The organism is Nocardiopsis sp. NPDC055551 (assembly GCF_053619415.1).
The window spans coordinates 127,971-140,093 of the sequence record NZ_JBSHJJ010000008.1; the positions used below are offsets into that span (position 1 = coordinate 127,971).

The 12,123-nt window shown below is 69.6% G+C and carries 13 protein-coding genes; 3 read left to right on the forward strand and 10 right to left on the reverse strand.

What is annotated here, in order from left to right:
* Nucleotides 1-19 precede the first annotated feature (19 nt).
* Together ACWGSK_RS16195 and ACWGSK_RS16200 are read right to left on the reverse strand one after the other, a co-directional pair.
* Nucleotides 20-856: a bifunctional 5,10-methylenetetrahydrofolate dehydrogenase/5,10-methenyltetrahydrofolate cyclohydrolase gene (locus tag ACWGSK_RS16195; RefSeq protein WP_452456118.1), complete on the reverse strand. Its 837-nt coding sequence runs from the start codon at nucleotides 854-856 to the stop codon at nucleotides 20-22.
* A complete protein-coding gene (locus ACWGSK_RS16200) occupies nucleotides 853-1,476 on the reverse strand; it encodes a cyclodeaminase/cyclohydrolase family protein (protein ID WP_452456119.1) in 624 nt (207 codons plus the stop codon). The genes ACWGSK_RS16195 and ACWGSK_RS16200 overlap by 4 nt, the downstream gene beginning before the upstream one ends.
* Before the next feature lie 298 nt (nucleotides 1,477-1,774).
* Between ACWGSK_RS16200 and ACWGSK_RS16205 the strand changes: the two genes are divergently transcribed.
* The gene (locus ACWGSK_RS16205) at nucleotides 1,775-2,059 is read left to right on the forward strand and encodes a hypothetical protein (RefSeq protein ID WP_452456120.1); all 285 of its coding nucleotides are present in this window, start codon (nucleotides 1,775-1,777) and stop codon (nucleotides 2,057-2,059) included.
* Nucleotides 2,060-2,279: 220 nt separating this feature from the next.
* Here ACWGSK_RS16205 and ACWGSK_RS16210 read toward each other — a convergent pair whose 3' ends face one another.
* The 8 genes from ACWGSK_RS16210 to ACWGSK_RS16245 form a co-directional block, all read right to left on the reverse strand.
* Entirely contained in the window at nucleotides 2,280-3,140 is an 861-nt protein-coding gene (locus ACWGSK_RS16210) for a polyphosphate polymerase domain-containing protein (protein WP_452456121.1), read from the reverse strand.
* Nucleotides 3,137-3,742, reverse strand: a complete 606-nt coding sequence (locus tag ACWGSK_RS16215) for a DUF4956 domain-containing protein (protein WP_452456205.1) — start codon at nucleotides 3,740-3,742, stop codon at nucleotides 3,137-3,139. The genes ACWGSK_RS16210 and ACWGSK_RS16215 overlap by 4 nt, the downstream gene beginning before the upstream one ends.
* Before the next feature lie 208 nt (nucleotides 3,743-3,950).
* The gene (locus ACWGSK_RS16220) at nucleotides 3,951-4,610 is read right to left on the reverse strand and encodes a response regulator transcription factor (protein WP_358508528.1); all 660 of its coding nucleotides are present in this window, start codon (nucleotides 4,608-4,610) and stop codon (nucleotides 3,951-3,953) included.
* Nucleotides 4,607-6,223: a sensor histidine kinase gene (locus ACWGSK_RS16225; RefSeq protein WP_452456122.1), complete on the reverse strand. Its 1,617-nt coding sequence runs from the start codon at nucleotides 6,221-6,223 to the stop codon at nucleotides 4,607-4,609. Before ACWGSK_RS16225 ends, ACWGSK_RS16220 begins: the two co-directional genes overlap by 4 nt.
* Nucleotides 6,213-6,611, reverse strand: a complete 399-nt coding sequence (locus ACWGSK_RS16230; RefSeq protein WP_452456123.1) for a hypothetical protein — start codon at nucleotides 6,609-6,611, stop codon at nucleotides 6,213-6,215. Before ACWGSK_RS16230 ends, ACWGSK_RS16225 begins: the two co-directional genes overlap by 11 nt.
* A 149-nt stretch (nucleotides 6,612-6,760) precedes the next feature.
* The gene (locus ACWGSK_RS16235) at nucleotides 6,761-7,432 is read right to left on the reverse strand and encodes a response regulator (RefSeq protein WP_067598083.1); all 672 of its coding nucleotides are present in this window, start codon (nucleotides 7,430-7,432) and stop codon (nucleotides 6,761-6,763) included.
* Nucleotides 7,433-7,689: 257 nt separating this feature from the next.
* The gene (locus ACWGSK_RS16240) at nucleotides 7,690-9,216 is read right to left on the reverse strand and encodes an amidase (RefSeq protein WP_452456124.1); all 1,527 of its coding nucleotides are present in this window, start codon (nucleotides 9,214-9,216) and stop codon (nucleotides 7,690-7,692) included.
* A gap of 26 nt (nucleotides 9,217-9,242) precedes the next feature.
* Nucleotides 9,243-10,280, reverse strand: a complete 1,038-nt coding sequence (locus ACWGSK_RS16245) for a D-2-hydroxyacid dehydrogenase (RefSeq protein ID WP_358508520.1) — start codon at nucleotides 10,278-10,280, stop codon at nucleotides 9,243-9,245.
* A 320-nt stretch (nucleotides 10,281-10,600) separates the two neighbouring features.
* Here ACWGSK_RS16245 and ACWGSK_RS16250 point away from each other — a divergent pair, with 320 nt between their 5' ends.
* Entirely contained in the window at nucleotides 10,601-11,083 is a 483-nt protein-coding gene (locus ACWGSK_RS16250) for a DUF3830 family protein (RefSeq protein ID WP_358508585.1), read from the forward strand.
* Between the two features lie 118 nt (nucleotides 11,084-11,201).
* Nucleotides 11,202-12,104, forward strand: coding sequence for a maleate cis-trans isomerase family protein (locus ACWGSK_RS16255; RefSeq protein WP_358508518.1), 903 nt, complete (start codon nucleotides 11,202-11,204; stop codon nucleotides 12,102-12,104).
* Nucleotides 12,105-12,123: the final 19 nt, after the last annotated feature.

The window sequence follows — 12,123 nt, forward strand, 5'->3', positions numbered from 1 at the left end:
GAGACCGGCCCTCGACGGCTCAGCGTGAGGCGGCGTCCACCGTGTGGCGCAACAGCAGCGCCGTGGTCACCGGGCCGACACCACCTGGAACAGGGGTGAGGGCCCCGGCCTTCTCCGACACCGCGTCGGCGTCGACGTCACCGACCAGGCCGCCCTCCTCGGTCGGGTTGGTGCCCACGTCCACCACCACCGCGCCGGATCGCACATGGTCCGCGCCGATGAGCGCCGGCCGACCCACGGCCGCGACCAGCACGTGCGCACGGGAGCACACCTCGGGGAGATCCCTCGTCCGCGAATGGCACACGGTGACCGTCGCGTTCCGATCCAACAACAGGTGGGCGAGGGGTTTGCCGACCACGGTGGACCGGCCCACCACCGCGACCTCGACACCCTCCAGGGCCACCTCGTGATGGTCCAGGATCGCCACCACCGCTTCGGCGGTGGCCGGCGCGAACGCGGTCAGCCCGGCGGCCAGCCGGCCGAGCGAGGCGGGGTTGGCCCCGTCCACGTCCTTGTCGACCGGAATCCGTTCGGCGAGCTCCGATGCCGAGACGCCCTCCGGCAGCGGTGTTTGCAGGATGATCCCGTGCACCTTCGGATCCCGACCCAGTTCGTCGAGACGATCCGCGATGACCTTCGCTGAAGCGTCCGCGCCCAGGTCCACGACATCGCAGGCGATGCCGACCTTCTCCGCTGCGCGGGCGATCGAGCTCACGTACCAGGCACTACCTCCGTCATCGGTGGCCACCACCACGGCCAGCCGGGGAGGCCTGCCCTGCTCGCTCAGTTCGGCGGCGCGTTCCCCTGTCTCACGCCGGATCCGCGCGGCGATCTCCTTGCCCGAGAGCACGGTCATCGGCGGATCACCTCGCGCACCTGTTCGGTCACCCGGTCGGCGTCCGTCTGGACGGCGTCGACATCGTCCGCCGACTGAGAGAGACGAAGCGCCATGTCCGAGTCCTTGACGCTCGGCCGGTTGATCTCGATGTTCACCCGGCTGGTGCCGGCCGCCGCCCGAGCGGCGTCCGCGGCGGCGGCCAGGTCGGTGACCAGGTTGCGGTTGCCGATCGGAATCAGCTCTTCGGCCAGGTCGACGATTTTCCGGGCGATGGCGATCACCCTCATCGGCGGTCGACCGGCCCCCGCGGCGGCGTCGGAGATCGCCTCCTTGCGGGCGGCCTTCTCCTCTTCGGTGCCTCGGGGGAGCCCGTAGGCGTCGCCCATGGCCCCGAAGGCGGTCTCGTCGGCGTCGGCGCACTCCAGGGACCTGGCCACGAGTTCGTCCGCGCTCTCGGTGATCCGGGAGATGTCGTCGGCGTGCTCGGCGTACTTCTCCCCGGTGCTGTACCGGGCGACCATCGCGATCAGGGCGGCTCCCTGTGCCGCGTGGAGCGCCGCCGCGGCTCCACCGCCGGGGGTCGGTTCCTTGGCCGACAACCTGGCCAGGTAGTCGCCGATCTTCTCCGCGGACAGCATGAGGCATCACCCGTTCGGTGGTGTTCGTCGGTGTTCGGGGGTTACTTGAAATCCTGTCACGCACCCGGACCCGGAGGTGGCCCGATCGCCTGATCCGACTTGGTGCAGAGCACTTGTTCCATTCCGCCCCTATCGGAGCCCGAATGGCTTTACCGTCGGCAGGAGCAGGCCAGGGAGGAGCTCACGTGTACTGCGACTACTGCGGGTCCTGGAACGGCGGAGTGAACCAGAAGTGCCGGAACTGTCTACGTCCCCTGGGTGTCCGAGGGCGACCGTCCTCATGGATCGGAAGGTCCTAGTGCCTCCGGTGCATCCGGACCCCACCGAAGTCATCGAGGCCTGGATCCCCCATGACGCCCGTTGGCAGACCCAGGCTCGCGAGCACGCACGTCACGGATCGGAGCACCTGCGCGTCTACGTCACCGAGTTGGTGCGCGACCACCGTGATGGGACGAGGCCCATCAGCGACGACTTCGACCTGCGCACCCTGAAGGCCGTGGTGGAGGATCTTCAATCGAGCGGGTTGAGCGACGTGGACTGGCGTCGGGTCGCCCAAGCGCTCACCCACCCGGGTCTCCGGTGATATCGGAAGTGACAGGTTCCGGCCACCGGTCTGGACCTGTGCGGTGGCGGGTGACAACATTGGTGCGTCGTGTTCGCCCTCTTGTAGCGGGAGGGGGCTCACGGCGAGGCCGCCGTCTCGACCGGTTACGAGGCGGCGGCCGTCCACGCCCGCGACGCGAGCGCGGGGCCGAAGGTTTCACGTGAAACATCCGGCCCCCATTCGGCGCTCCGGCCTGCGATCACGCTCCGCCCCGAAGGCCGTGCACCCGCTCCGGCAGGTCCAGGCAGTGGCCCATGGCGCGCAGCCAACGATTGCCTCGAAGCCCCGGCTCCAGAGAGGACAGCGCCGCCGCGTACTTGCTGAACCGGGCCTCTCGTAGCCCCAGTCGGTGTAGTCGGCGTTCGGTCCGGGTGAGCCCGCCCCGGGTCTTGATCTCCAGCAACACCACGTCCGGGCGCATCCGCACCGACCAGTCCCCCCGGTAGCCGACGAGCTCGGTGTCGACCGTGACGCGCTCCTGGCCGCAGGACGACACCATCGTGGAGCGGCGGTAATCCGTCACCGCGGCGGGCAGCAGCGTGTCGGGTGCCTCCATCCGGTAGGTGGCCAGGGAACGGTCGAGGAACTCCCGCGTTCGCGGGGTCAGCCGGTCCGAGGGCGCCTCCATCGGCAGCTCGATCCGCACCTTGTCGGTGATGCCGCGCGCCCCCTTCAGCTTCACCTCGAACATCTTGGTGCCGGTGTCCACGTAGGTGCGGGTGCGCACCTTGTACCGGAGCCGCCGACCCTGGCGGTGGTCGTGGAAGGTGCCCAGGTCCGGGGTGTCCATGTAGGTGGACGAGTACAGGAAGGAGGTCCGGCCCCCGATCTCCAGAACGCTGAAGTCCCGCTCGGCGCCCGCGAAGAGTTCCGGCATCAGTTCGATGGGAACCAGGTACTTGCGGCAGGTCCGGGACACCAGGGCGGCGCGCGCGTTCATCTCGGCGAGGGACACCGGGCGCAGCCCGGCGAGGCCGGGCGGGGGCCCGCCGGGAGAGAACTCGGGGGAGCGTACGACGGCGAGGGACCCCGCCGGGCCGCCGGTGAGCAAGGGTCTCATCGTTCACCCCACCAGGCCGGCATGGAGTGACGACGCTCGCCCGGCAACGGGCCCGGGGCCGCTTCGAGCTTCGGTTCCAGGAACCGCACGTCCACCACCATGAGGTCGCGCACGTAGTCCACCTCGGTGACCTCCACGTGCCGAACCTTGCCGCGCAGCCGTCCCTCCAAATCCTGCCGGAGCGCGATGGGGTCCTCGTGCACCACGTCCAGCGTCATGATCCGCCGTTGGGTGCGGGGCAGGAGCTTGGGGTGGCCGGCCAGGTACAGGACACCCAGCAGCAGGATGTTCAGACCCACCATCACCAGCGGGGGCGCGATCGCGTTGATCAGACCCAGGGCGATCGCGACGAAGTAGTAGCCGATCTCGCCCTGACTGATCAGGTCCGACCGCAGCCGCAGGATCGACAGCACACCGAACAACCCGAAGCCGACCGCGAGTCCCACCTCCTGGCGGGCCATCATCGCCACCACGGCGAAGATGCCGACGTTCAGTGCCACGTAGGCCAACAACAGGTCCCGGCGGCCGTGCCGACGGAAGTAGAGGACATAGGACAACACCGTGATCGCGGCCAGGTCGACCGCCAACGCGAACCAGATCATGGTCATCATCCTGGGCACCGGCCGTGAGGTGATCATGAGTGCCGGATGAGGAAACCCTCATGATCGCCCGACCGTCATTTCGCGGAACGATCGGTGTAGCGGAAGTGTCGTCCAACGGTCGGGGTGCCCGACGAACGGGGCCGCCCGGCGGCCGGCACCACTCGACGACCGCCCGACGACCGACGACCGATGACCGACGACCGACCGCTCAGCCGGTCAGCCGGTATCCCATGCCCCGCACCGTCACGATCCGCTCCGCGCCCACCTTGCGGCGCAGCGCCCGCACGAAAACGTCCACCACGTTCGACCCGGGGTCGTAGTCGTAACCCCACACGTGCGACAGCATCTGCTGCCGGGTCAAGACCTGTCCTGGGTGGCGCATGAGCAGCTCCAACAGGGCGAACTCGCGAGCGGTCAGGTCCACGGTCGATTCGTCCACCGACGCTCGTCGGGTGCGCAGGTCCAGGGACAACCCGCCGGCGCGCAGCACCGTCAGGTCCGCCGTGCGTTCGGTACGCATCCGCAGCCGCACCCGGGCGAGCAACTCCTCGAACCGGAACGGCTTGGTGACGTAGTCGTCCGCCCCGATCTCCAGCCCGGTCACGGTGTCGCGCACCCCGTCCCGCGCGGTCAGGATCACCACGGGGGTCTCCACACCCATCGACCGGAGCCGGCGCAGCACGTCGAACCCGTCGGTGTCGGGCAGCCCCAGGTCCAACAACATCAGGTCGAACCCGCCGGTGACGGCGTAGTCCACGGCCTCCGCGCCGGTGCCCACCACGGTGGTGGTGAATCCGTTCGCGGTCAGGCCCTTGCGGACGAACGAGGCGATCCGCTCCTCGTCCTCGACGATGAGTACGCGACTCACGCGCGCTCCCTTCCAATGGTTCTGTCGACCGGGATGACCAGGGTGAACGTCGATCCTTGGCCGGGTGCCGAACGCAGGTCGACCCTGCCGTGGTGCGCCTCGGCGATGGCGCGGACGATGGCCAGGCCCAGTCCGGCGCCGCCGTCGCCGCCCCGCGCGGTCCGCCCACCACGGGAGAACCGTTCGAAGATCCTGCCGTGGTCCTCGGCCGGGATGCCCGATCCCTCGTCGGACACCCACAGGCGGACGTCCGAACCCACCAAGGCGGAACCGATCCGCACGGTGGACCCCGCGGGGCTGTACCGGACCGCGTTGGCGGCCAACTGCACCATCGCCTGGGTGACCCGCTGCGGGTCGAGCCGGGCCGTGCCCTCGGCGATGGTCTCCAGCCGCCACGACCGGTCGCCCAACGGGCGCACCTTCGCGTCGATGTCGCTGGTCAGTTCGGCCAGCGAGACCGACTCGGGGCGCGCGAAGTCGGGCTGTTGCGCCTTGGCCAGCAACAGCAGGTCCTCCACGATCCGCCCCATGCGGTCGAGTTCGTCGGTGACCAGCCGGACGACCTCCTCGCGTTCCTCGGGGGAGTCGCCCATGAGTTCGAGGTGTCCGCGCACGATGGTGATGGGGGTGCGCAGTTCGTGGCCGGCGTCGTCGACGAACCGCCGCTGGGCGGTGAAGGCCCCCTCCAACCGGTCCAGCATGCTGTTGAACTGCTCGGCCAGGGCGGCGATGTCGTCCCGGCCGGACACCTCGATCCGCTGGGTGAGGTCCTCCTCGCCGATCGCGGCGGCGGTGCGGCGCACCAGCCGGACCGGGGCGAGGATGCGTCCGGCCACCCACCAGGCCGCCGTGCTCGCGGCGAGCAGACCCAGCGCGCTCACCAGGGCGATGGTGCCCATGGTGGAGCCGGTGGCGGCGTGGTCCTCTTCGGTGAAGTAACCGATGACGAACCAACCGGCCGGGCCCTGGACGCCCTCCGGGGGCAGAGCGCGGACCTTCTCCCACTCGACCGGACCCGCCGGGGTGTCGAGGGTGCCGCGCGCGTCCGGGGACTCCAGGATCGCCGCCACGGACTCCGGGTCGGCGGAAAGGTCGTGCGGCGGGTCCTGGCCCTGCCGGATCCGCCCGGGTTCGGTCGTCGTCTCCTCTTCGCTCCCGGCGGCGCCCCCTCGTCGCCGGGGGGTCTCGGTGGTCTCGCCCTCCTCGACCCAACCGAAGAGGATCTCGGAGTCGTCGGGGTGCTGCCGCTCAAGGTGGACCCGGATGAGGGTGCCCACGTCGGTGAAGGGTTCCCCGGTCAGTGGGTCGATGCCCACGGACGCGAACTCCTCGAACTCGCCGGTCTCCTGACTCAGCGCCCGATCCACGCGTTCGTCCACCCTCGCGGTCAGCGCGCTCCATGTGACGACGTTGACCATCAGGAGCACGGCGGCCATGAGCAGGACCACCCAGGCCATGATGATGAGTCGTGCGGGAACGCGGCGACGGTGGGGGAGTTCCGGTTGGGGGCCGCGCATCACCAGGGTCGGGAACACGGAGGTGCCTTCGCGGTCACCTGCCGGCGGTACCCGGATGGTGGTGGCGTCGGGGTTGTCCTCGGGATCAGTCGTCATCGTCATCGTCCCCGAACCGCTGGTCCTGGCACAGCTCCCACCAGTCGTCCCATTGGTCCTCGCCCCAGCTCTCGTGTCCGGAGCCCTCGTCGAGGCAGTCGAACGGGAAGCCGGTCGGTGCGGGCTCGGCGGTCGGCTCGGAGGACGGCCCGGCCTCCGGGCTCGGCTCGGTCGGCTCGCCCGACTCCTCGGTGACGGGTGGAGGCGGGGAGACCACGCCTTCGTCGGTGGGCTCGGCGGTGGCGCCCTCGGGCGACTCACCGACCACCACCTCCGAGGCGGGGACCGGATCCGCGGAACGCAGGAAGAACGCCCAGACCAGGGCGGCGGCCGTCACGAGGATGACCGTCAACGTCCCGGTGACCAGGGGCACCAGAGGTGATCTCATATCGACAGAGTTTCCTCGTCCCGCAGGAAGACAGGATGAAGCGAAGATGAAGAAGGCTTCATCCTCCCAGTTCGACCGGGCGCGGAACAGGAGCCCCATCACACCGAACGGGCCCCACACGCGGTGGGGCCCGAGGGGAATCGAGGGTCTCAGTAGCGGCGGCCGCGCAACTCCGCGACGAGGACGGCGGCCTGGGTACGGCGCTTGAGGTCCAACTTGGCCAGCAGCGCCGACACGTAGTTCTTCACGGTCTTCTCCGCCAGGTACAGCCGCTCGCCGATCTGCCGGTTGGTCATGCCCTCACCGATGAGGTCGAGGATCTGCCGTTCCTGCGGGGTCAGCTCCGCCAGCGGGTCGGGTTCGGCCTGGGCGCCGCGCAATCGCTCCAGCATCGCACCCGTGCTCCCGGAGTCCAGCAGGGAGCCGCCGGCGGCGACGGTACGCACCGCGCCGACCAGGTCCGCGCCGTGGATCTGCTTGAGCACATACCCCGCGGCCCCGGCCATGACGGCGTCGTACAGCGCGTCCTCGTCGGCGAAGGAGGTGAGCATCAGGCAGGCGATCTCGGGGTGGTCGGACCGGATCTCCCGACAGACCTGGACCCCGGAGCCGCCGGGCAGCCGCACGTCCAACACCGCGACGTCGGGAAGTACCACGGGGATCCGTGCCAGCGCCTGTTCGGCGGTCCCGGCCTCACCGACCACGGTCATGTCGTCCTCGGTTTCGAGGAGGGCAGCCACGCCGCGCCGGACGACCTCGTGGTCATCGACGAGGAAGACCCTGATCTGTTTCCGAGCGTTCTCGGCTCCACCGATCGTCATCGGTCCTCCCTCTCCTCGCGTCCGCGTGCTCGCGACACCACTCCGAGGAAGACGTTAATACGTATACGGGGTTCATCGGGGGTCTTAAGCCATCGAAGTGGCCGGTCAAAGGTCCCAGAACCGACCAAACGTGGTTCGAGTGCCGCGGGGGTCGATCACGGGTGGTGCGGACGTGATCACGGTCGTGTCATGGTCACCGTATCGCCAATGCGTACCCCCGGGGGCGATGGGCCCCCGGGGAACATGGGAACACGAGTTCAGGGACGGTGCCCGGCCCACGGGCGGGTCAGTTCGAAGGCTCGGCAGGCCCGCAGGACCCGGGGATCCGAGTGTCGTGGACCCACGATCTGGAGGCCGATCGGCAACCCCGAATCACTGAACCCGCACGGCACGCTCGCCGCCGGCTGCTGGGTCATGTTGAACGGATAGCTGAACCCGGCCCAGGAGGTCCACCGTCGCCCGGACAGCTCGGGCGGCGACTCCAGCCCGGCCTCGAAGGCCACCATCGGCATGGTCGGCGTGAGCAGTAGGTCGTAGGTCTCGTGGAAGCGGCCCATACGAGCACCCATGGCCATTCGCAGGGCCATCGCGGTCAGGTAGTCGTGCGCCGAGTAGGACAACCCTTCCTCGATGATCTCGCGCAGCCCCGGGTCCTGGAGGTCGCGCTCACGGTCGGTGAGCTTCTCGGTGGCCTTGGCCGCGCCCGAGTACCAGAGCACGTGGAACTCCGCCATGGAATCGGGCAGCCCCGGGTCGGCCTCCTCCACCTTGGCGCCGAGCTCCTCGAACACGCGCACGGCGTCGGCGACCGCGCGGGCCACCTCCGGGTCCACGTTCAGCCCGCCCAAGGTGGGGCTGTAGGCGATCCGCATCCCTCGGACCAGTTCGCGCGGGTCCTCTCCGCGTCCGGCGCCGGCCAGACCGGGGGCGGGGGTAGGCATCGCCATCCAGTCGCGGGAGTCGAAGCCGGAGATCACGTCCAGCATCAGCGCCATGTCGCCGACGGTGCGGGTCATCGGACCGGTGTGCGCCAGTGATCCGAACGGGCTCGCCGGGTAGTGCGGCACCAGCCCCCACGTGGGCTTGATCCCGCAGACCCCGGTGAAGCTCGCCGGGATGCGGATGGACCCGCCCCCGTCGGTCCCCGTCGACAGTGGGCCCATCCCCGCGGCGACCGCCGCCGCCGAGCCGCCGCTGGAGCCGCCCGGGGTGGTGGACAGGTCCCAGGGGTTACGGGTGATCCCGGTGAGCGGGTTGTCGGTGACCCCCTTCCACGCCAGTTCGGGGGTGGTGGTCTTGCCGACGAACACCGCCCCGTGCTCGCGCAGGCGGGCCGTGACCGGGGAGTCCTCCTCCCACGGGCCCTCCTGGGAAGAGGTCACCGACCCCTTCAGGGTGGGCCACCCCTTCGTCAGGTGGATGTCCTTGATGGAGGCGGGCACCCCGTCGAGCTTCCCGACCGGTTCACCGCGTCGCCACCGTTCGGCCGAGGCGCGTGCGGCCTCGCGGGCCTCCTCGGGGCGCACCAGGCAGAACGCGTTGAGCGCCGGGTTGTCCTGCTCGATGCGTTCGAGCACGGAGTCGACCGCCTCCACCGGGGAGAGTTCCCCGGTGGAGTAGGCGCGCAACAGTTGTTCGGCGGACAGGTCGGCCGGTGTGCTCGCACCGGAACGGGCGCGGGGGACCGCGGGGTCGGCGCCGGGCGCGTCCCCCGTGGTGCCGGTGGCCGTGTCGGCGGCCGTGCCCGTGTCTTCGCTCCCGGATCGTTCGGAACGGATCGTCACTTCAGCCTCCCAAGTCACGCGAGGGGTCAGCCGGGTACGTAGCCCCGGTCCTTGTCCACGACGTTGCGCAGTTCCCGCCCGTCCAGGTAACGGGCGAGGTTGTCCAGGAACAGTTCGACCAGGTCATCGCGCCACCCGACCACGTCACCGGACATGTGCGGCGAGACGAAGGACCCGGACAGGCCCCACAGCGGGTTGATGGCCTTGAGCGGTTCCCGTTCGAAGACGTCCAGGGCCGAGCCGGCGATCGAACCCTCTTGGAGGGCGTGGACCAGGTCGGACTGGACGACGATGGGGCCGCGGGCGATGTTGATCAGGCGCGCGGTGGGCTTCATGAGGTCGAGGAAGTGTCGGTCGACGAGGCCTCGGGTGGCGTCGGTGAGCGGCGCGGCGACGACCACGTAGTCGGCTTCGGGGAGGGCCTGGAACAGCGTGGGGCCGCCGCCGTCGGTGTGTTCCGCCAGGCTGGAGGCGACCACGTGACCGAAGTCGGGATCGCCGTCGCGAGCGTGACTGCCGGAGGCACGGACCTCCATCCCCACCGCGGCGAGCTTGCGCCCGATCGCTCGACCGATGGGTCCGGTACCGATCACCAGCGCGCGTTTGCCGGTGACGCGTTCGGTCTCGCGGTGCAGCCACCGGTGCCGGCTCTGTAGCTCCGACGTGCGGTGGAAGTCCTTGGCGAAGGCGATGACGAGGCCCAGCACGTATTCGGCGATGTGCTCGTCGAAGACCCCGCGCGAGTTGGTGACCACGGCGTCGCTCTCGACCAGCCCGGGGAACATCAGGTTGTCCACCCCGGTGGTGGCGGCGTGCACCCACCGCAGTCGGTCGGCCTTGGACCAGGATTCGGCGAGCGCCTCGGTGAACAGGTCCCAGACCAGGAGCGCGTCGGCGCCGGGAAGGGCGGCGGACAGTCCTTCGGCGTCGGTGTAGACGACCTCGCCCAGCCCCGGGTGGTCGTCGAGGCGTTCGTGCCCCGGTGGAAGGTCCTCGCCATGGAGGACGAGCAGACGCGGTCGTTCGGGTGCGGAGACGGTGGTGGAGCCGGGAGGACGGTTCACTGGCACGAGCTTTCCGGTAGCGACTGGTGATGCGGTGCCGTCGGGGTGTTGGTTCGCCCTGCACCGGAAACGCTAAGGAGCCCACATGGGATTGTCAACAATCCACAAAAGGGCTGTTCTTGGGCAAAAGCGCACCTTGCGCCCGCAACGGCACTGGCGGGATACCCGTTCGGCTCAGGTCTATTGCCCGACTCCGGAGGTTGATCGTAAGATTGTCGACAATCAACAGCACCGTGACCTCGACGGCCCGAACGGCCCCTCGGGTCGGTCTCCCAGGAATCATGTAGGCCCCGCCGAAGGGAACCCACTTGCCCAGGTACATGACCGTCACGCTCACCCGACGCGGTGTCTCCTGCGTCGCCGAACTCCTCGACAAGGAAGCGCCCCGCACGTGTGAGGCGGTGTGGAACGCCCTCCCGCAGGGCGACGCCGTCCAACACGCCAAGTACGCGCGCAACGAGGTCTACACGATGGTGCCGCGGTTCGCCGATCCCGAACCCGGTCAGGAGAACCCCACCGTCACCCCGATCCCCGGTGACCTCGTCTACTTCTCCTTCGACTCCGGCATGCTCGACCAGTCCTTCAAGGAGGACAAGGGCATCGGTCACCTGCCGGGGGTCATCGACCTGGCCCTCTTCTACGGCCGGAACAACCTGCTGCTCAACGGAGACGTGGGCTGGGTCCCCGGCAACGTGTTCGCCACCGTGGTGGAGAACCTGCCCGCCATGGCCGAGGCCTGCAACGACGTCTGGCGCTCCGGCAGCGTCGGTGAACGTCTCCTGTACGAACGGCTCGACCGCTGAACCGCGGCCACGAGACCACAGCGGCCGCGGCGCCCACCGCGCACCCGCGGCCCGTGCCGGCACATCCGGAACACCGCACACGGCTGGACAGAGCACATCAACGGGAGGTGAGTGACCGATGAGAACCGAGGGAACCGGGTCGGAGCCCCACTACGGCACCGAGCACACGAACTCGACGGTCCCGGCGCGTCAGGCCGGACCCGAGACAGAGCCGGAAACGACCGGACGGGCGCCTGAAGGGGCGCCCGGGCAGGCGAACGACCCGAAGGTCGTCGAACTGTCGGCGGCCACCACGACCCCCTGGCAGGCCGGGGTGGGCGTGATCGCCCCCTACGACTTCGCGCTCGACCGCGAACTGTGGCGATGGACGCCCGACGACGTGTCCTTGCACGTCACCCGCCTCCCCTACGTCCACGTTCCGGTGACGGTCGACCAGGCGGCGGCTCTCAGCAAGGGCAAGGCGGTGACCCGCGCCGTCAAGGCGCTCATGGCACCCGAACCCCTGGCCGTCGGCTACGCCTGTGCCTCAGGCAGCTTCGTGCACGGGGCCGAGGGCGAACGCGAACTCCACCGCACCATGCTGGCGGCCGGCGCCCCATGGGCCGCCACCACGTCGGGTGCCCTGATCGAGGCGCTCAAGGCCCTCGACACCGACCGGATCGCGGTGGTCACCCCGTACGTGGACAGCGTGACCGACCGACTCCTGGACTTCCTCGCCGAACACGGTGTCGGCGTCACCTCCAGCGTCGGACTCGGCCTGCTCAGCCACATCTGGAAGGTCACCTACGCCGAGGTCGCCCACGCGGTGCACGAGGCGGACCACCCCGACGCCCAGGCCGTGTACATCAGCTGCACCAACGTCCTCACCTACGACATCATCGCGCCCCTGGAGCGCGAACTGGGTAAACCCGTCATAGCGGCCAACCAGGTCACCATGTGGGCGGTCATGAACGCGGCCGGCCGCCGCGCCGTCGCACGCGGACAGAGCCTGATCGACGTGGCCGCGCCCAGTGCCGCCTGACGGCACCACCGACCACCGA